19 protein-coding genes, 1 tRNA gene and 1 pseudogene are annotated in these 19,090 nt (G+C 58.9%); 6 read left to right on the top strand and 15 right to left on the bottom strand.

Going from position 1 to position 19,090, the window contains the following annotated elements:
- Positions 1 to 27 precede the first annotated feature (27 nt).
- On the bottom strand, positions 28 to 666 hold the full coding sequence (locus tag MHX61_RS10885) for a DedA family protein (protein ID WP_150850937.1): 639 nt from the start codon (positions 664 to 666) through the stop codon (positions 28 to 30).
- Between the two features lie 142 nt (positions 667 to 808).
- Here MHX61_RS10885 and MHX61_RS10880 point away from each other — a divergent pair, with 142 nt between their 5' ends.
- On the top strand, positions 809 to 2,446 hold the full coding sequence (locus MHX61_RS10880) for a dihydroxyacetone kinase family protein (protein ID WP_239194800.1): 1,638 nt from the start codon (positions 809 to 811) through the stop codon (positions 2,444 to 2,446).
- Here MHX61_RS10880 and MHX61_RS10875 read toward each other — a convergent pair.
- The gene (locus MHX61_RS10875; RefSeq protein WP_239194798.1) at positions 2,406 to 3,065 is read right to left on the bottom strand and encodes an HAD family hydrolase; all 660 of its coding nucleotides are present in this window, start codon (positions 3,063 to 3,065) and stop codon (positions 2,406 to 2,408) included. The two genes, MHX61_RS10880 and MHX61_RS10875, sit on opposite strands and share 41 nt — an antisense overlap.
- Before the next feature lie 69 nt (positions 3,066 to 3,134).
- Here MHX61_RS10875 and MHX61_RS10870 point away from each other — a divergent pair, with 69 nt between their 5' ends.
- The 3 genes from MHX61_RS10870 (at position 3,135) to MHX61_RS10860 (ending at position 6,168) form a co-directional block, all read left to right on the top strand.
- Positions 3,135 to 3,665 carry a peptidylprolyl isomerase gene (locus MHX61_RS10870; protein ID WP_005326254.1) on the top strand — a complete coding sequence of 177 codons (531 nt, stop codon included), beginning with the start codon at positions 3,135 to 3,137 and terminating at the stop codon, positions 3,663 to 3,665.
- A 109-nt stretch (positions 3,666 to 3,774) separates the two neighbouring features.
- The gene (locus MHX61_RS10865) at positions 3,775 to 4,428 is read left to right on the top strand and encodes a rhomboid family intramembrane serine protease (protein ID WP_204610614.1); all 654 of its coding nucleotides are present in this window, start codon (positions 3,775 to 3,777) and stop codon (positions 4,426 to 4,428) included.
- Between the two features lie 306 nt (positions 4,429 to 4,734).
- Complete coding sequence (locus MHX61_RS10860; protein ID WP_239194796.1) at positions 4,735 to 6,168, top strand: NAD(P)/FAD-dependent oxidoreductase; 1,434 nt, start codon at positions 4,735 to 4,737, stop codon at positions 6,166 to 6,168.
- Here the strand turns inward: MHX61_RS10860 and MHX61_RS10855 are convergent.
- From MHX61_RS10855 to MHX61_RS10815, 9 genes are all read right to left on the bottom strand, one after another.
- On the bottom strand, positions 6,140 to 6,703 hold the full coding sequence (locus MHX61_RS10855; protein ID WP_239194793.1) for a hypothetical protein: 564 nt from the start codon (positions 6,701 to 6,703) through the stop codon (positions 6,140 to 6,142). The two genes, MHX61_RS10860 and MHX61_RS10855, sit on opposite strands and share 29 nt — an antisense overlap.
- 74 nt (positions 6,704 to 6,777) lie before the next feature.
- Positions 6,778 to 7,047 (bottom strand): cell division protein CrgA, encoded by a 270-nt coding sequence (gene crgA / locus MHX61_RS10850; protein WP_005326260.1) that lies wholly within the window; start codon positions 7,045 to 7,047, stop codon positions 6,778 to 6,780.
- A 64-nt stretch (positions 7,048 to 7,111) separates the two neighbouring features.
- Entirely contained in the window at positions 7,112 to 9,070 is a 1,959-nt protein-coding gene (pknB, locus tag MHX61_RS10845) for a Stk1 family PASTA domain-containing Ser/Thr kinase (RefSeq protein ID WP_204610605.1), read from the bottom strand.
- A 3-nt stretch (positions 9,071 to 9,073) separates the two neighbouring features.
- The gene (locus MHX61_RS10840) at positions 9,074 to 10,522 is read right to left on the bottom strand and encodes a serine/threonine-protein kinase (RefSeq protein ID WP_239194790.1); all 1,449 of its coding nucleotides are present in this window, start codon (positions 10,520 to 10,522) and stop codon (positions 9,074 to 9,076) included.
- A complete protein-coding gene (locus MHX61_RS10835) occupies positions 10,522 to 11,952 on the bottom strand; it encodes a penicillin-binding transpeptidase domain-containing protein (protein ID WP_204610601.1) in 1,431 nt (476 codons plus the stop codon). Before MHX61_RS10835 ends, MHX61_RS10840 begins: the two co-directional genes overlap by 1 nt.
- A complete protein-coding gene (locus tag MHX61_RS10830; RefSeq protein WP_204610600.1) occupies positions 11,949 to 13,301 on the bottom strand; it encodes an FtsW/RodA/SpoVE family cell cycle protein in 1,353 nt (450 codons plus the stop codon). Before MHX61_RS10830 ends, MHX61_RS10835 begins: the two co-directional genes overlap by 4 nt.
- Before the next feature lie 3 nt (positions 13,302 to 13,304).
- Positions 13,305 to 14,669, bottom strand: a complete 1,365-nt coding sequence (locus MHX61_RS10825; protein WP_239194787.1) for a PP2C family serine/threonine-protein phosphatase — start codon at positions 14,667 to 14,669, stop codon at positions 13,305 to 13,307.
- Positions 14,666 to 15,118: an FHA domain-containing protein gene (locus MHX61_RS10820; RefSeq protein WP_005329668.1), complete on the bottom strand. Its 453-nt coding sequence runs from the start codon at positions 15,116 to 15,118 to the stop codon at positions 14,666 to 14,668. The genes MHX61_RS10825 and MHX61_RS10820 overlap by 4 nt, the downstream gene beginning before the upstream one ends.
- A 25-nt stretch (positions 15,119 to 15,143) precedes the next feature.
- The gene (locus MHX61_RS10815) at positions 15,144 to 15,977 is read right to left on the bottom strand and encodes a DUF3662 and FHA domain-containing protein (RefSeq protein WP_005326268.1); all 834 of its coding nucleotides are present in this window, start codon (positions 15,975 to 15,977) and stop codon (positions 15,144 to 15,146) included.
- A 199-nt stretch (positions 15,978 to 16,176) separates the two neighbouring features.
- On the opposite strand from MHX61_RS10815, the gene MHX61_RS10810 reads away from it, so the two are divergent.
- Positions 16,177 to 16,264, top strand: a tRNA-Leu gene (locus tag MHX61_RS10810).
- A 241-nt stretch (positions 16,265 to 16,505) separates the two neighbouring features.
- Entirely contained in the window at positions 16,506 to 17,246 is a 741-nt protein-coding gene (locus MHX61_RS10805; protein WP_239194784.1) for an SDR family NAD(P)-dependent oxidoreductase, read from the top strand.
- A gap of 18 nt (positions 17,247 to 17,264) precedes the next feature.
- Here MHX61_RS10805 and MHX61_RS11415 read toward each other — a convergent pair whose 3' ends face one another.
- From MHX61_RS11415 to MHX61_RS11410, 4 genes and pseudogenes are all read right to left on the bottom strand, one after another.
- Entirely contained in the window at positions 17,265 to 17,552 is a 288-nt protein-coding gene (locus tag MHX61_RS11415) for a helix-turn-helix domain-containing protein (RefSeq protein WP_204610597.1), read from the bottom strand.
- 199 nt (positions 17,553 to 17,751) lie between these two features.
- On the bottom strand, positions 17,752 to 17,937 hold the full coding sequence (locus MHX61_RS10800) for a helix-turn-helix transcriptional regulator (protein ID WP_150850804.1): 186 nt from the start codon (positions 17,935 to 17,937) through the stop codon (positions 17,752 to 17,754).
- Positions 17,938 to 17,947: 10 nt separating this feature from the next.
- Entirely contained in the window at positions 17,948 to 18,136 is a 189-nt protein-coding gene (locus MHX61_RS10795) for a hypothetical protein (RefSeq protein WP_239194781.1), read from the bottom strand.
- 387 nt (positions 18,137 to 18,523) lie between these two features.
- Positions 18,524 to 18,967, bottom strand: a pseudogene (locus MHX61_RS11410) (class I SAM-dependent methyltransferase); the annotation flags it as partial.
- Positions 18,968 to 19,090: the final 123 nt, after the last annotated feature.

Below are 19,090 nucleotides of genomic sequence, written 5' to 3'. Positions count from 1 at the left end.
TCCCGGCCGGGTAAAGAACAAAAGTTCTTATTTGGCCGGGATTTCGCGCTGTGCCTTGCGGCGCTTATTGATCCAGCCGATGATCATCGGCAGCACGGAAATTGCCACCACGATCAGCATGATGATGTCGATGGAGTGGGCAATGCCCGGGATACCGCCCAGCAGTACGCCGACGAGCAGCATGGAACCTACCCAGCCTATGCCGCCAAGGATATTCCAGCGCAGGAACGAGGAGTAGCCCATTTCTGCGGTACCCGCGGCGAAGGGGACGAAGGTGCGCACAATCGGCACGAAGCGTCCCAGTACTAGGGCTACCGGGCCGTGGCGCTGGAAGAAGTCTTCCGCGCTATCGAGGTGTTCGGTGCGCAGGACGCGGGCATCGTCCTTGAAGAGCTTGCGGCCAAAGCGGCGGCCCAAGTAGAAGCCCACCTGGTCGCCGGCAAAGGCGGCCACCGCGGCCACGACAAAGAGCAGCCAGGCGTTGATATCGAGTTCGTGGCGCAGGATGGCCGCGGTTACGAGCAGTGAATCACCCGGCAGGAATGGGAAAAGCACCCCGGACTCGATGAAGATGACGACGGCGACGCCGAGGAGGATATAAGGTCCGAAACTCTGGAGCAGCGAGCCTGCGTCCATGAGGTTGTGGAGGGAGGACAAGAAATCCATGAGTGGATCCTTTCTTAGTGGTTCTTTTAGTATCCTCCGCAAACTGCAAAGTAGCTGCGAATCCGCTGGGTGTCCGAATGGAACCGGTATGTTTCTTTTCTCCTCCTAGCTTCCGGGTAAGAGACATCACTAGCGTGGGAGTATGAACCACTCCGCATTCCGCAATAGTCAAGACACTTTTCTCTCCGACGCCCTCGCTGGGCTCATCGCCAACCACCCCGATGCTCGCTGGCACGACGTTGGCTTCATTGGCCGCACCACGCCGCTGCGCACCGCGGACGGCGATCCGGCAGTGGCGGTGATTTCCGGTGGCGGTTCCGGCCACGAACCGATGCATGCCGGGTTCGTCGGCCAGGGCATGCTCGCTGCGGCCTGCCCGGGACTGCTCTTTACCTCCCCGAACGCGGTCCAGATCAGCGAGGCCACCCAGTGGGCTGACCAAGGCAGGGGAGTAGTCCACGTGGTGAAGAACTACACCGGTGACGTCATGAACTTCACCGTCGCCCGCAACGCTGCCGAGGCGGTAGACACCCGCACGGTGCTGGTGGCCGATGATATTGCCACCGATGGCAACGAGGACGGTCCCGGCCGCCGCGGTACGGGCGCGACCATTCTGGTGGAAAAGATCGCAGGCGCCGCCGCCTACCGCGGCGATGACGTGGACACAGTCGCTGAGTTGGGCAAGCGTGCCGCGGAGAATTCCCGCAGTATGTCGGTGGCGCTGGGCGCCGGCTTCATGCCGACCAGCGGCCGCGAAACCTTCGATCTCGAGGCCGGCCAGATGGAGGTGGGCGTGGGCATTCACGGCGAGCCGGGCACCCACACCGAGCAGGTAGATAGTGCGAGCGCCATTGTGAACCAGGTCCTGGAAAAGATCGTGCCCGCCCTTGAGCTGGGCCAGGGCGATGAGGTGGTGTGCTTGGTCAATGGCCTCGGCGGTACCACCCCGCTGGAGTTGAGCCTGCTCTTTGGTGAGGCCTCCGCGCAGCTGGCCCAGCGCGGCGTCACCGTCGCGCGGTCGTTGGTGGGTTCTTATGTCACCGCGGTGAATATGCACGGCGCTTCTTTTACGCTGCTCAAGGCGGACGCGGAGTTGCTCGAGCTTATCGACGCCCCCACCTCCGCCCCTGCCTGGCCCCATACCCTAGGCGGTGCGAAGGCGGTGGAACCGGCCACCATCACCTTCCAGGACGAGCTGCCCACCGAGGGCGAGGAAAATCAGTGGCTCACCGCCTTTGTGAAACGCCTCCAAGCCTCCTTTGAGTCACTTTCTGAGTTGGATCGCAAGGCCGGCGACGGCGACTTTGGCCAGAACATGGAGGCGGCCTTCGGCGGCATCGAGCTTCCCCTGCGCGGCACGGATACGGAGATCCTCACCGGGCTGGCCAAGCGCCTGCTCGTCCTCGCCGGCGGTACCTCCGGGGCCGTCTTCGGCACGCTCTTTACTGAGCTGGCCCGGGCGGAGTCGCTGGCGGATGGGCTCAATGATGCGGCCGACCTTATCCACGAGCTTGGTGGCGCGAAGCGCGGCGATCGCACCATGCTCGATGCCCTCATCCCGGCCGCCGAAAGGGCCCGCGAACTGGGGGCGAAGGATCCGGATGCGGAGACTTTGCAGGCGCTTTTCACAGCTGCCCATGCCGGAGCCCTCGATACCGAGGACCTCGCCGCGAAGAAGGGTCGCGCCTCCTACCTGGGAGATCGCAGCAAGGGAGTAATCGATCCGGGCGCCATCGTGGTCAGCTGGCTTTTCGGGGGAGAACCTCTTTCAACGCGCTAAGCAAGCGCAGATCCCCATTCCCCGCACGGTCGAGGTGGAGCGCGTGCAGCCCCGCCGTGCGCGCGCCCTGCACATCGTTAGCTAGGGAATCGCCCACCATGAGCGTGTCTGCGGGGGCCGCACCCAGCTGATCGCAGGCGGCGAGGTAGGCCGCGCGCTGCGGTTTGGGGCAGCCGAGGTCGACGGTGGGGATGAGGAGGACGTCGGCAAGCGCAAGGCCCGTGGCTTCCAGCTTGGCCTGCTGCATCTCGCGCTCGCCATTGGTGAGCACGCCCACCTGGAAGCCGGACTCGAGGGCCCAGGTGAGGGTGGGCAGGGCGTCGGCAAAAGCGCGCCACTGCTCCCGGTAGGCGGAAAGATAGCCGTCATAAGCGGTCAGCGCCTCGGCATCGCTCATCTCCCGGCCGAGGAATTCGCGGCAGCGGGCCGCCCGCTGGCCTTGGTGGGTGACCTCGCCGCGCTCGTAGGCGTTGAACCAGGTGCGCTCGATGGCCGCAAAGCGCGCATGCTGGCCCTCGGGCAGTCCTAGCTCGCGGCACCATTGATCCACCGCGTCCCGGGCCGCGCCGGTGTGGTCGAGCAGGGTGTCATCCAGATCAAAAAGTAGCGCGCGAATCATGCCTTCAGGCTAGCGCGATCGCTGACAGCGTTATGTCATGCGCGGCAGGCGCGCGTTAAATTCTTTACAATGGCTGGCATGACTCAGAAGACCGCAACTGCAACGATGCATACCAACTACGGTGACATTGTTATCGATCTCTTCGGTAACCACGCACCGGTAACCGTTGAAAACTTCATCGGCCTGGCCAAGGGCGAGAAGGACTACTCCACCCAGAACGCAAAGGGTGAGCAGTCCGGCCCGTTCTATGACGGCGCAATCTTCCACCGCATCATCGATAACTTCATGATCCAGGGCGGCGACCCTACCGGCACCGGCCGCGGTGGCCCGGGCTACCAGTTCCAGGACGAGTTCCACCCGGAGCTGCAGTTCGACCGCCCATTCCTGCTGGCCATGGCCAATGCCGGCCCAGGCACCAACGGCTCCCAGTTCTTCATCACCGTGGCGCCGACCCCGCACCTGAACAACCACCACACCATCTTTGGTGAGGTTACCGATGCTGCCTCCCAGGAGGTTGTGTCCAAGATCGCCAAGGTTGATACCGACCGCATGGACCGTCCGCACGAGGACGTTGTTATCGAGTCCATCGATATCGCGTAATCACCTTTTCCCTCGGGCCCGTCACCGCATTATCCATGCGGCGGCGGGCTCGTTGCAGTTTTACCCCGAGCCACCCACCACTAGACCCGCCCCAAGGACTGACAACTTCATGACCATGGTGAGAAACTATGTCCGCACTACCCCGGCGACCGCGCTCATCGCCGCCGTCTGCATCATTGCCTGGCTTATTACCGCGGTGCAGGCCCGGACGCTGGGCGCTACCTTCTATGAATCCGACCTCGCGGTGGATTGGGGCCTGTGGGGCCCGCAATATCCGATTGCGCCGCAGACGGCGCTGTCCTCCGCGTTTATGCACCTGGATGCGGGCCATTTGGCGGTGAACATGATCATGCTCCTTCTCATAGGCAAGGAGGTGGAGCGGGCCCTTGGCACCGGGTTGTACCTCGCTGCCTATCTCATTTCTTGTCTTGGCGCGTCCGCCATGATCCTGACATTCGATTTCGAGACCCCCACCGTCGGCGCCTCGGGCGCGCTCTTCGCGCTCATGGCCATGCTGGTGGGTGCTTACCGCCAGCGCGGGCTCGATCTCCGCGCACCCATCGCCCTCGTTCTGGCGAATGTGGCCTATACCTTTCTAGCCGATGGCGTATCCCTGTGGGGACACCTTGGCGGGTTGTGCACAGGCATCGTGTTGAGCCTTTTCCTCTATCGAAAAAGCCCCACCCTCCGCTGGGGCGGCGTTGCTGCGGTGGCCGCGGTAGTCCTCGCACTATTAGCCCACCAAGCTGGGGTTTGGGGATAACTGTGGAATTTGATCACCGGAAAGCGTGTGCGAAAGAATTCCACAATGGTTATCCACATTGTGGATAACTACATTTTTGTAATTTACCGAACGCTTTTCCGGAGTTTTCCCTGATCACGCTGGTCTGGCCCGTGCGAAAGTGTGAAAATCAGCCTGTGGAAGCCCGTGAAAACAGTTATCCACAGGGTGTTAATAATTGTGTGAAATTCACATTTCACAGGTTTTCTCCACAGCCTGTGGATAACTTTCTACCCATTGTGTTAACAAGACTGATAAATTTGGGCATTGACCTGCATAAGGAGCATTGTGGATTATCAACCTCGCGCTGTGATCGTCGGCGCAGGCCCGAATGGGCTCACGGCCGCGGCCCGTTTGGCCATGGCCGGGTGGCGTGTGGATATCTACGAGCGCGCCGGCCGGGCCGGCGGTGCAGCGGCATCCTCCGCGGAGATTTTCCCGGGCACGATTGTGGATCTCGGCGCGGCTGGGCACCCCTTTGGCGTAGCGAGCCCGGCCTTTCGCGCCCTCGACTTGGAAGCCCACGGTTTGCGGTGGCGCAATGCTCCTTATCCCATGGCTCATCCGCTCGAAGGCGCACCGGCCGGGATCCTGCATGGTTCCTTGGCGGATACGGCGGCGGAATTGGGCGCCGATGCCCCGGCGTGGTCGCGGCTGCACGGGCATATTGTCCGCCACATCGATGAGCATGTGGATAACGCGCTTACCCCGTTGGTGCGTTGGCACGAAAGACCCGTGCGCTTGGCGCAATTTGGCGCGGCCGGAGTCTTGCCCGCCAGCAGCTTGGCACGGGCGGCCTTCCGCACGCCCCAGGCCCGCGCGCTCTTTGCAGGGAGCGCGGTCCATGCGATTACCTCGCCGACCACGCCTTTTACCTCGGCGTTCGGCCTACTCTTTGGCGGGCTGGGCATGACCCGCGGCTGGCCCGTGGTGGAGGGCGGCACCGGCGCTCTTATCGACGCCCTCCTTAACCTCCTGCGCTCCCACCATGCCCGCCTCCACACCGGATGCGAGGTCACCGATCTGCGGGAGCTGCCTCCGGCCGATGCGACCATCCTGAACCTCACCCCGCGCCAGATAATGCGGCTGGGCGGTCTGGAACTGCGGGACGGCACTCGGCGGATCCTGGCACGCTGGCGCTATGGCAGCGCCGTATTCAAAGTGGACTTTCACCTCAGCGAGCCCGTCCCATGGACCGATCCCCGCGTGGGCCGAGCCGGCACCGTGCATGTGGGTGGAACGCTGGAGGAGATATGTGGGGCTGAGGGGGACGTCGGCAAGCGGCGCATGCCTAAGCGCCCCTTAGTATTGGCATGCCAGCAATACGTGGCAGACCCATCCCGAGGGCACACCCTGTGGACGTATGCGCATGTCCCGCGCGGCTATGTGGAGCGCTATCCGGGCGAGGTCACCGAGCTGATTGCCGCACAGATCGAGCGCTTTGCCCCCGGTTTTCGCGATACCATCCTGGCTACCCACGCCACGAGCCCGGCCGATCTGGAGCGATGGAATCCCAACTTGGTGGGCGGCGATATCGCCGGCGGTTCCATGACCGGGCTGCAAACCTTCCTGCGACCACGCTTGTCGGCCCATCCGCACCGCCTCGCCCCGGGAGTATTTATAGCCTCTAGCTCGGCCGCTCCCGGCGCTGGCGTGCATGGCATGCCGGGGTGGTGGGCCGCCGAAGAAGCGCTTAGCGCGTGGAGCGACGCTGCCAAATAAAGAAGCCCGCGCCGATGAGCCAGAGAGTCGCGGCGGCGAAGTACCCAGGGATGGTCGTGGTGCGGGGCAGGTAGGAACTGCCTGGGACGAGCCCAGCAACCACAGGCTCGAGGAGGAAGCCAAGGACGGCGAGGTAATCGAACCAGCGGAACCGTGCCGAGGCCGCGCCGGCCAGCCCCAGTACTGGTCCAGAGAAGAGCGCCAGGAAGAACCACTGGGCGTTGTACTCGAATGCCTCGCGCCAGTTATATACACCGAAGACCACGAGCAAGGTGTAGTGCACCGTCAGCATCATCACGATGATTCCCGTACCGGCCAGGAGTGCCTTGAGCCACCGGCCCGGAAACTCCTTACCCATGAGGTAGCTAAAGATTCCCCACACCATGCCCGAGCCTAGGACGTTGCCTAGGTAGTTGCGCACGGAAAGGCGGAAGGGAGCGGCGCCGGTGAGTAGGGTGGCGTCGGCAAACGCGATGTGCACGGCCGCGTAGGCCACCGAAATGATGAGGCCAGCAACAAGAATATGGCGAGACATGTGGCTCCTAGATATGAAAAACCCTCGCCGCCTACAAAAAGTAGGGAGCGAGAGAACAGGCTGGGAGATTGAGCTTAGCGCCAACCCATGGTCATTAGCAGGCCGATGATGGCCAGTCCGAAGCCGATGCCGTAATTCCATGCGCCGAGATCCGCCATGAACGGGATGTCCTGGCCAGCGAGGTAATTGACCACCAGCCACAGCAGGCCGATGACCATCAGTCCCAGCATGATGGCGACGTACCACTTCGGGGTGCCCTCAGAATTGATCTTGACGGGCGTGCGGTTGGTAGCAGAGCTCGAGGTAGGGACGGAGGAGCTCTGGGAAATCTTTGACTTCGGCATAAGATACCTTTTCTAGATTTAAAGTCTTATCTAAGTTCGTACTGAGGCCTTAGGATACCAGCAGTTATGGCTGCGGCAGAAGTGCAGCGGGGTCGAAGCTCCACAGGCGGATATCAATATTTTGATCCTTGCGCATGGTATCGCCCGGGTTCACAGACGCCCAGCCAATCTTATTGGCATCCACCAAGGCACCGGTAGGAGCCGGCTCGCCCACGACGAACTGGCCGGTCCAGCCAGCCTCCCGCAGCGCGGCCTCGGCCTGGCCCTCATTCTTGCGTACCAGGTCAGGGGCCTTAAAGAGCATGCCATTGGATACCTCAACGGTAACCGGCTTGCCTTTTTCCAGCTCCGCGCCCTGGTTGGAGACGCTGAGCACCGTGCCCTTCGGCTCCAAGGAATCCACCTCGCGGACGTCTACATCAAAGTCATTCGACTCGAGGCGGCTCTGGGCATCATCGACGTCCATGCCGGCGACATCGGGAACGCGCTTCTTTTCGACGCCCTTAGATACCGTCACCCGCACCTTCGACCCCTTGGACAGCTGCGTGCCGCCGGCCGGGTCCTGCTTGATGATTTGGCCGGCTGGTGCTTCATCGTTTTCTTCCGAGACATCGGAGTTGAGCGCCAAGCCTGCCTCTTCGAGGGCCCGAGCAGCCTTATCCAAGGTCATGCCGGTGATATCCGGAACGTCCGTAATCTCCTTGCCGGAGGAAATAGTCAGCGTGACCGAGGCGTTCTTCTGCAGCTCGGAGCCTGGGGCCGGATTAATGCGGATGGCATTATTGCGTGGAATATCCGGGTTGGCCTCCTCATTGACGGTGACCTGCAGACCCATGTCTTCTAGTTCCTTAACCACCTCGTTGCGCGGGCGGTTTTCCACCTCTGGCACGGTGATTTTGTCCTCGCGGGCCGATTGGGTCTGGCGTGGCTTATCTTCAGAGTCTTTATCGTTGGAGAAGAAATCCCAGGCGAAGTAGCCCACGATGGCCACCAAGAGTGCGGCCAGGAAGGCTGCCAGCCACTTCATCCAGCCGCCACCCTGATTGTCATCGTCCTCGGTGGGGCGGGTGGACTGGATTGGCGCGCGGTGCGCGGCCGCAGCTGGTGCGGCGGCGCCGACCATTTCGGTAGGCTGCTCGTCTTCTTCCTCGTTGACGTGCATGCGCGCCGCCGCGGTGACCTGCCCATTGCGTAGGCGCTCCAAATCGCCGGCCATCTCCCAAGCGGACTGATAACGATCCGCCGGGTGCTTGGCCATAGCGGTAAGTACTACCGCATCGATATTGACGCGCTGGGTAGGAGTCAGTGAGGGCTCCGCGATGAGCTCCGACGGCGGCGTCGGCTCTTCCTGCACATGCTGATACGCAACCGCAAAGGGGGTTTCGCCCTCAAAAGGCGTATGGCCAGTAAGCGCCTCATAGAGAACGCAGCCCAGCGCATAGACATCCGAGCGGGCATCCGCGTTCTTACCGCGAGCCTGCTCCGGGGAAAGGTACTGGGCGGTGCCGATAACGGCGGAAGTTTGCGTCATCGCCGAGGTGGAATCATCCAAGGCACGGGCGATGCCGAAATCCATCACCTTCACCTGGCCGGTGTTGGTGAGCATAATATTTGCCGGCTTGATATCGCGGTGGATAATCCCGGCCTCGTGCGAGGCTTGCAGTGCATCCGCTACCGGTTTGAGGATATCCGCCGCTTCCTGGGCGGACAGGGCTCCGTCCTCGCGAATGATATCGCGCAGGGTGCGGCCGTTGACCCGCTCCATGACGATATATGGGATGGTCATACCATCCAGTTCGGTTTCGCCGGTGTCATAAACCGCCACGATATTGGGGTGATTCAGCTTGCCCGAGTTCTGGGCCTCGCGGTAAAAACGCTCGCGGAAGTTGACGTCGCGCGCCATTTCCGGGCGGAGCATCTTTACCGCTACTTGGCGGCCTAGGACGGTGTCTTCGGCAGCATAGACCTCAGACATGCCGCCGGCGCCGATGATCTCGCCTCTCCGATAGCGGTCATTGACCATCGCTTAGTCACCCTCCTGTGTAATTAGATCGGCTAAGTCTCCGGGGAGCTCATTAGCCTGCGAGTTTACTGGAGTATCCAGCTCAGGTGTAGTTTCAACGTGCGTATCCTGCGGATTCTGTTGCGTTGGTACGGCCGGGGGCTGTTCCTGGTGGGTAGGCGAGTGGCGCGTGGGTGTCTCGCGGTGAGTAGTGGTACGCGGGGCTTCTTCCTGATCGGATTCCTGCGGCTCGGTCTCTGTCACCGTCACCGGTGCCGGGGCCTCTTCCGTCTCTTCCTCCGGAGTGTTCTGCGGGGTGGTGGTGGGATCGCGGTACTCCGTAACCACCGAGGTCTCCGGGGTACTGGAGGGTTCGCTTTCTCCCTCGTTATCGCTCAAGTTGTGGTAGGCGGCGTAACCACCACCGGCCACGGCTGCGAGGAGCAGGGTGATACCCAGGCCCTTCAGGAAGGAGGATCCGCCCTTGGACTCCTTGTGCGGAGCGGTGCCCGCAGCCGGATGGATCGTGGTGGGCTGGGCAACGTTGCCCAACATCTCCGTTGATGCGGACGGCGAGGGCTCCGGTGCGCGTTGCGTTAGTGGTGCGGACTTAGGCTGCGGCGGGCGCTTGCCCAAGCGAACTGCGGAGATGGCCAGAGTGAACTCATTGCCATCGGCGTAGCGGGTCGCTGGGTCCTTGCGCAACGCAATGCGGATGAGCTCGCGAGCCGGGGCGCTGATATTCGTCGATAGTGGCTCCGGCTCCTGGTTGATGTGGGCCAGGGCGATGGACACGGAGGAATCTCCGGTAAACGGGCGCTTGCCGGCGAGCATTTCATAGCCGACGACGCCGAGCGAATAGACGTCGGAAGCCGGCGTGACGTCCTTGCCCTGTGCTTGCTCGGGCGATACATATTGCGCGGTACCCACCACCATGCCGGTGCGGGTAAGCGGCACGGCCGCGGCCGCCTTGGCAATGCCAAAGTCCGTGATCTTGACCTGGCCATTTTGCGTAATGAGGAGGTTGCCGGGCTTAATATCGCGGTGGACCAGCTCCATGCGGTGAATGATGGATAGGCCATGTGCTGCCTGCTCGAGGACGTCGAGAGCGAGCTCTTCTTGCAGCGTATTTTCGCGCGCCAAAAGGTCTGCGAGGGATTCGCCGCGCACATACTCCAAGGCCATGAAGCAGAACTTGCGGCCGTTATCCTCTAGCTCGCGGTAGTCATAGGTGGCCACCACGTTCTCGGATTGAATGGATTTGGCCGATTTCGCCTCGTTGCGGAAGCGGGAGAGGAATTCGTGATTATCGGAAAACTCCGGGCGCAGGACTTTGATCGCCACCTCGCGATCGTTGCGGGTGTCATCGGCCAGCCACACGGTGGACATTCCGCCGTGGCCGATGATCCACTGGAGCTCGTAGTCGCTGCCAATAAGTTCTTGGAGATGTTCTTTATTCTCAGCGCTATTCATTACTGCTCCCCCTGGTATGCGCGCAGGATGGCGCGGCCAATCGGGCCGGAAACCTTGCCGCCCGTAGCGGACTCACCCAAGTTACCACCATTTTTCACCACGACGCCCACGGCGATATCGCGTTCCGGATCGAAGGCAACGTACCACACGTGCGGGGCCAGCCCCTCGCCGTGCTCGGCGGTGCCGGTCTTCGAGGCAAAGCCGTTACCGTCATAGCCCCAGGACGAACGCTCAGAGGCATACATCAAATCAGTAAGCGTAGCCGCGGTCTCCTCATTAACCGCCTGGTCTGCCTTCTTGGGTTTGGTGGTGCGGACATCTTTCATCTGGGCGTCGGTAATGCGATTGACCAGGTAAGGCTGCATGCGGGTACCCTTATTGGCCACGGTGCCTGCCATGACTGCGGCCTGTAGCGCGGTCATGGTGACATCGCGCTGGCCGATGGCAGACTGCGCCGTGGCCGCACCGTCCGGCAAATCGCCCAAGGTGCCGCCGGAGGTGGACACGCCAAGGTCGTAGTTCTCACCCACGCCAAAGGCCTTGGCGTACTTGCGCAGCTCATCCGCGCCGATCTGCTCCGACATTTCCACAAACGCGGTATTGCAGGACAGCGCAAACGCGGTCTGGAGCGTTACCGAATCCTGGCCATTGCACTTTTGATTGGCGTAGTTGGTCAGCTCCGTAACCGTATCCGGCAAAGTAATGACGTTGGAACCGGTCAGCGTGGAAGAGGGATCAAAACCATTGTTTAGGCCTGCCGCAGTGGTGATGATCTTGAAGATGGAGCCAGGGGGCAGCGTTTCTGCACCGGCGTGGTTGACCAGCGGCTGGCCCTCCTGCTCTTGCAGGTTGGCCCAATTATCCTCGGCAGAATCGCCCATCAGATCATTGGGGTTATAGCCAGGGTTGGAGGCCATGGCCAGGACCTTGCCGGTGGAAGGTTGAATGGCAACCGCAGAGCCCTCGTAGCCAGGACCCACCAGCTGATCATAGGCAGCCTGCTGGAGCGCAGGATCGATGGTGACCTCCACATTTGCGCCCTGCTTCGGCTTATCGGCCAGAGTATCCAGCCAGTTTTGCTTCATTAAAGAATCATCAGAGCCATTGAGGATGTCATTTTGGGAGGACTCCAGTTCCGAGGCACCAAATTGGCTAGACAAGTAGCCGGTCAAGTTGCCAAAGGCCGGTGAATCAATGGGGTAGGAGCGCGAGTAGGTTTCATCCGGGTTCTGCGTCGACTGTGCCAACACGGTATTGCCCGCAAAGATCTGGCCGCGCGGAGTGGTCTGCATTTCCATGAAGCCGCGCATATTCCGTGGATTATGGGCGTACTTATCTTCAGAAAATGCCTGGATCACCGTCAAATTGACCAGCAAAATAGCGGTCAAAATGACGGCAAATAAGGACACTAGACGGATGGATCTATTCATCGGTGAGCCTCCTGGACCGACGGGAACATGGAGGTATCGCTCGGCGCATTGCTCGAGGTCTCCTGCATGGGGCGGCGAGCCGCGTTAGAGATCCGCAGCAAGATCGCCAACAATACATAGTTAGCCATGAGAGAGGAACCACCGGCAGACATGAATGGCGTGGTCAAACCGGTCATCGGCAGCAGGGCAGAAATACCGCCGGTGACCACAAAGACCTGCACGGCCAAGGTAAGAGAAAGACCGGAAGCCACCAGCTTGCCGTAGGTATCGCGGGTGCGCAGTGCAGTGCCAAAGCCGCGGGTGGCCAGCATACCGAAAAGCACCAGTACGGCGGCTAGGCCAATGAGGCCGAATTCTTCACCTATTGCGGCAAGGATGTAATCCGAGTGGGCCACCGGAACGAGTTCTGGATGCCCCTCGCCCAAGCCGCTGCCAGAGATGCCGCCGGAAGACAAGCCGAATAGCGACTGGGAGAGCTGGAAACCCGTGACGTCATAATTGCCGAGCGGGTCTAAGAAGTTAGAAAAGCGTTGCTGGATTTTTGCGGAGATCTGATAAATACCAAAACCGCCCACACCGACGAGGACAACGCCGATAAGCAGCCAGCTCACCCGGCCGGTGGCCATAAACAGCATGCCAAGGACGGTGCTAAACAGCAGCAGCGCTGGGCCGAAGTCATTGGAGATACCCATGATGACGATCGCGACGGCCCAAATGATCAGGATGGGTGCGAGGTCGCGCAAGCGCGGCAGGGAGATACCCAGTACTCGGTATCCCGCCACGGTAAATAGGGAGCGCTTCTGCGTCAGCAGCATGGCAAAGAACAAGATCAGCAAGATCTTGGAGAACTCGCCGGGCTGGATTGAAAACGGACCCAAGTTTATCCAGATGCGTGCCTCCACGTCCGCAGGCTGCGGCCATACCAGCGGCAGGGCCAGCAGGACAAGGCCTGCGGCACCCAAGATATAGGAGTAGCGCGTCAGTGACCTGTGGTCCTTTAATATGGCTAAGACCAGCACGAAGAGTACGAGTCCGACGATGGTCCACATGACCTGACGCACCGCGAGCCCGCTTTCATTGACCAGATCCAGGCGGGCCAACATGATAAGCCCGATGCCGTTGAGAATCGCCACAATGGGCAGCATGATCTGATCGGCATAAGGCGCTAAGAAACACATCACCAAATGGGCGACGGTGAAGACGCCAATGAATCCGCCAATAAGGTAAACCAGATCCATGGTCAGCGCGTTGTCTTGGGATAGCTCCAGGCTGACCAAAGTGATAGCAAAGACGATGGCGGCTAGGATGAGCAGGCCGAGTTCGGTTCCTCGGCTAAAAAACTTTTTCACAACCTACACCTCCCGGCAGGTGACGCCAGGCTTGTTTTTCTTGGCATCCTTTTTATCTTTTTGGCTCGGCGCAGTGATACATGGCTTGAGCGCTTTATCGCCCAAATCATTGATTTGCTGCTGCACCTCGCCCAGATCACCAGTGGAGAGATGGTCGACGGCGCTGCGCTCAGATTCCGGCAGGTCCGTGACCTTCAGCGGCGTGAAGTCGCCCTCGCACGGCTGGCTAGAAAAGAGCAGCGAGTTGCTGTCATTAATGCACACGTTTTGGTGCGTGGAGTGTAGTTCCTTGCCAAAGACGGAGTAATCAGCACCCTGTTGGATGGTGATTTCCTGTGCCTCGTTGGTAGCCACGTAGTAATTATTGGACAAGAAGTTCTTCGCCCACAGTCCGGCACCGATGACCAACGCTAGGACGATGAGCAAGGCAATGAGTACCTTCCAGCCGATCTTTCGGCCGGAAGTTTCCTCCTCCGCTTCGTCATCGCTCGCCTCAGTGCGCTCGTCTTCCCCGTCCGCCATAACGGCTGGGGGGATTACCTGGGGTTTGCGGGAGAGCTGTGCCGCCCGCGAGGCGGAAGAATCCGGATGGGTTGGTTCTTCCGTAGGACCCGCGAGGGCGCCTACGCGGAATGGTTCGTGCTCCTGGGGGCTCTCCTCGGTCACTTCACCGATAACCACGGTGACATTATCCGGACCTCCGGAGCGGATGGCCAGGTCTACCAGCGCGGATCCCGCCTGTTCGATGCTGCCTTGCCCCAGTGCGGTTTCAATAGTGGAGGCTGTTACCGGATCAGAAAGCCCATCGGAGCACAACAGGATACGGTCGCCGGGCTTGGCGTCGAGGGTAAATAGCGTTGCCTCGACTGGGCGGCCCGTATAGGCCTTTAGGATGAGGGACTTTTGCGGGTGCGACGAGACATCGTCCGGGTCCAGCTCGCCCTTATCCACCAAGGATTGCACGTAGGTATCGTCCTTGGTGACTTGCTTGAGTTTGCCGTCGCGCAGCAGGTAGCCGCGGGAATCACCCACGTGGCAGACACCGAAATCTCTGCCGTTGAAGAGCATGGTGGACAGCGTGGTACCCATGCCTTCGGTTTCTGGGTGGGCCTTGACGTGATCACGAATGGCCTCGTTGGCTTGTTCGGCGGCCGCTTCTAGTAGCGCCGCGGTGTTTTCCTGGCCCGGATCTTGGTCCAAGATTTCTAGGTGGTTGACCATCAGCTCGGAGGCAACCTCGCCCGCCGCGTGGCCCCCCATGCCATCGGCCAAAATCAAAAGGTGAGGACCGGCGTAACCTGAGTCCTCGTTGTTATCGCGAATGAGTCCGCGATCGGATTTAGCAAAGAAGTTCAGCTTCAGTGTCATGCGTTCAACCTCACGGTAGTGCGCCCCAGCTTAATTTCGGAGTCCGCGCCGACTACCTCGGGTTGGTCGATGCGCACGCCATTGACAAAGGTGCCATTGCGAGATTCCAAATCTTCCACAACCCATTCGCTACCGCGGCGGAATAGCCGAGCATGGTGGCCAGAAGAATAATCATCGCCTGTGACAAAGTCGCAGTCAGAGGCGCGGCCTAGCGTGCAGTCCTCCAACGTGCCCAATTCCATATGGGATCCCTGCAAGGGGCCCTCAACGATGGACAGTTGCTTAATCGCTTCCCGACGCCGCGGTGCCCCCACCTTCTTCGATTGCTGGCGGATAGCCCCAGCAGATTTATTAGTATCGCGGCGCATGGCGTTTAAGGCCACCAGGATAAAAATCCAGAGCAGAGCCAACAAGCCGATGCGAAGCGCCAGCATGATGACTGCATCCATGGCGACCTCCCTTCCTTAACTGAACTTAGTAGCTGTGCGAATCAAGGCCCGTGATGCGGACCTCAATGTGGGAATGGCCCATGGTGATCACATCGCCATCGGCAAGCAGCCAATTATCAATCGGCGTTTCATTCACCGTGGTGCCGTTGGTGGACTGCAAATCCACCAGAACCGCATCCTGGCCGTTCCAGGTGATTTCCGCGTGTTGGCGGGATACGCCAGTATCCGGCAGGCGCAGGTCCGCGTCATTGCTGCGGCCGATAATATTGGAGCCTTCTTGCACGTGATAAACGCGCGACGAGCCATCCTGCAGCATCAGGTTGACTGCTGGGCCCTGCGGCTGCGGGGCGGGTTGACTATCTGGAGCGATGAAAGCGGTAGTTACCGCGTCATCAGCCGTATTCTCGTGCTGCTCGGTCATCTGGTCCTCCTGACCATCAAAGTCGTGGAAAATAGCCTCAAAACCGGTCTCTTCCGTGGGCTCGTGATCAATAAACGAGGACACGCGAAGCTGACCCGTACGCAAACCAGATTCCTCCGCCACCCGCACGATCACGGGGCCCGCAAGGGACCATCCGCTATTGCGAATGAAGCGCGACAGCTGGTCTGCACAATCGGCCGGCAAATTGCGATCCTGCGACAAGTTCTCCAAATCCTTGGAGGAGACACCCACAGTCATTACGTTCGGACTATAAAGGTTGTCATCGTCGCCGCGCGCAAGATTGTCCTGAGCCTCTTGCTTCAAAAGCTCATCAATTTCCGCGGGAACGACCTTGCCGCCGAAGACAAGGGCCATGCCATTATCAAGGCCGCGTTGCATGGCGGAGTCCAGCTTCGCCAGCTTTTCCAAAAACGCCACGAGCCATTCTCCTTTCCACCATGCAGCGATCAGTAGCGATCAGTATAGTTTGTTCACTCCCTCGAAACGTAGATGGCGACGCGAAAGTTCCCAGAATTTTCGCCGCTGCCTCCCTGAAATAGTCTAGTTTTCCTGCAGATTTGTAGTCCAGTGCGCTCTTCGTGGTATCTTTATCAAGTCGCTAAGACAACCACACCCTGCCCGGGTGGCGGAATTGGCAGACGCGCTGGCTTCAGGTGCCAGTGTTCGATAAGAACGTGCGGGTTCAAGTCCCGCCCCGGGCACCATGAGCAGTTGAACAAACTGCACGACCGGAAGTAACAAACTCGAAAGGGTATGTTACCTCCGGTTTCTTTCGTTTTCCGGTTTTTAAGGGCCGAGGATTGAACGTGCGGGGATTGAGGGCGCACATCCCGTTTGAGGGCAATGTTTGATGTGACGATGGGTTATGGGTTCGCGAGTTCGGAGGGATTTCGCTAGGAGCGGAATCCGTGGCTTTTTTATGTGGGGATGGGGATTATTGACGGCATGGAACAATCAACGAAGAAAGCCGCATTAGTTACTGGTGGGTCGCGTGGTATTGGACGTGCGGTAGTAGAAACCCTTGCACGGGGTGGGTACGACGTTGTACTGACGTGGAATAGTAACCGCACCGCTGCGGATGAGGCGGTCACTGATTTGTCGTCCCGGGGCTATCAGGTTCGTGCTGTACGTGCAGATCTAAGTGCCAGTGATTCTGTCGAAGAAACGGTTAAAGAGCTAGCGCAAGAAGGTCCTTTTAATGTCGTTGTCAACAACGCCAGTGCCGGAACTGAGATCGGGCCCATAGTTGATACTGAGTTAGACGAATGGAATAAGGCCATCACTATTAATGCGACGGCCCCTTTCCTGCTTATTAAGCATCTTGCTCCTTCGATGCCTCAGGGAAGTTCCATTATTAATATTTCGTCGTTGAATACTTTGTTGCCGCAACCTGGGATCGCTGAGTATTGCGCGGGGAAGTCTGCTTTGGAAGCACTGACGCAAGTAGCTGCTAAAGAACTTGCAGCTAAAGATATTACGGTCAACGCAATTCGGCCAGGAGTAACAGATACCGACGGCCAGCGAGAGGCCAATCCGGACCCGGAACTAAGGCAACAGCTCGCACAGATGACCCCTATGGGTAGGTTGGGCCGCCCGGAAGATATTGCAAAGGTAGCCGCTTTCCTTGCGGGGCCAGAGTCGCGCTGGGTTACTGGCCAAATGATTACGGCCTCAGGCGGACTGTAAATCGGTGCTTGGATGTGTTTAGGCTGCTAGGCACAGGCCCTGATTCGACGAGTGTGAGGCGCGGTCGAGTAAATCGTCGATGCTGAGGTTTAAGGATTGGTGGATGCTGCGAATGACTTCTGAGGATGCTTCTTTCCTGCCACGTTCAATATCTGATAGGTGGGATCGTGACAGGTTTGCTTCATCGGCTACGTCTTGGAGAGTCTTGGATTGTGCTATCCGCGTTTGGCGAAGTGCTTGTCCGATGCGTGTTCGAAGCAAGTCGGGTGTTGGGTCGGTTGATAAGGAAACGAGTGTCAGCGGCATACTCTTACCCTACGGTCAATGTGTAAATCGCGCATAGCGAATTTGTGAATTGAAGTGCCCCGGGTTTTGTTCCGTACCCTCAAATTGACGGCATAGATTCAATCTCCGATGCCCACTTTCAAGGGTTCAGCCCGGTAGCCTCAGCCTGTTGATAAGAGATGCCCTAGCCTTTACTTTATCGGGCGAATGCGCGTACGTCTTACCGCGGGCTGTGGCTAAAAAGCTCGTCCACTGTTGATTGAAGAACATTTGCCACCCTTTTTGCTACCGAAAGGCGCAGATCGGCTCCCTGCTCAGCGGCATAGATTGTTTGGCGTGATACTCCTGCGGATTCCGCAAGTTTCGATTGGGTTAGCCCTTTCCGAATTCGCGTGGTTCTTAGCATGTTGTTTGTTCTATCGGGCGTTTGCATCTTTGTCACTGAGATCAACGGCCTGAGCCACTGCAACACCGCCAAAAACCACCGCTAGCATTGCCAGGCCAGCGTATACATAGATATTGCCCCAACCCTGAGAGTAAAGAGTCACTAGGGCCATCATGATTAAGACGTTTACGGTTGCTACCAGGGTGCGTTGCTTAGTCACATTTCCTCCTCGGATGTCTTTAACGTCGGTGACGTAAATATACTTTACACAATGACAACCATTTAATGCCTAGGAAAGGTCAAATCAACGCTTATTGATCGCTATGAATTTTCCTAACAGAGAGGGGAAAGTCGGTTCTGTAAGTCGATCTTTCCTTTTGGCTCGTTCTTAAAGCAGAAAGCTTGAAAGAGTCTCCAATCTGCTGTTTTGGTTTTCCGGTTTTGGGGTGTGAGTAGAGGTGCTGGGCTCTCTTGGAGAGCAAAGTCGATGAGGTTCCAAAAATGCTTTTCACTCGCCCCGTTTCGTGCAGGGGTGGAAGGTTACCGGCCTGACCGAGGGGCTACTGACTTGTCGAATGTGTCGGTGCCAGGTGGTTGGGTTGCTGGATTAGGAGTTAGTAAATCCGCCGGATGGTTTAGTCCACCTGAGTGTGTATCGGTAGTAAAAACGTCGTTGAATGCGGCATCCGGGGAGAACAATTTTGGCTATGTCGCAAATTTCTTTCAGCGACTTTTGTGGTTTTGAAGTCTTCATACCGGGATAATATTCCTCACGATGGGCTTTACTCATCAAACGTACTGGGATGACGAGTGCTCCGGAGATGAACCAGTCGGCCGCAGTTTTGTTGGAGGCAATCCCTATCACGAATAGTTCTCCTCCGGGTGATAGGAGTTCTGCGAGCCGTTTGAGTGCCGGTTCGAGTGGGAGGTGGTGGAGTGTTGCCACTGCCGTGATGAGATCGAACTGCTGTCCTAGTAGTTCTGGGGCGTCGAAAACATCGCCGAGAATTACAGTTGCGTTTGGGACGGTGGCCAGAAGGGCCCTAGCCTGTTTGAACTGCTCCCCATTAGTTGGACTGAGAAATCAGTTTCCGATTAGTGGGGAGTAGTTTTCATTGAGAGCTCGAAGTTTGGTGAGTGAGCATCAGCGGGAGCAGTTGGTTGAACTATTTGA

Source organism: Corynebacterium sp. ACRPF, from assembly GCF_022347395.1.
Taxonomy (GTDB): Bacteria; Actinomycetota; Actinomycetes; order Mycobacteriales; family Mycobacteriaceae; genus Corynebacterium; species Corynebacterium tuberculostearicum_D.
The sequence above is the reverse complement of the archived record's forward strand: the minus strand, read 5'-3'. Positions and strand labels throughout refer to the sequence as shown.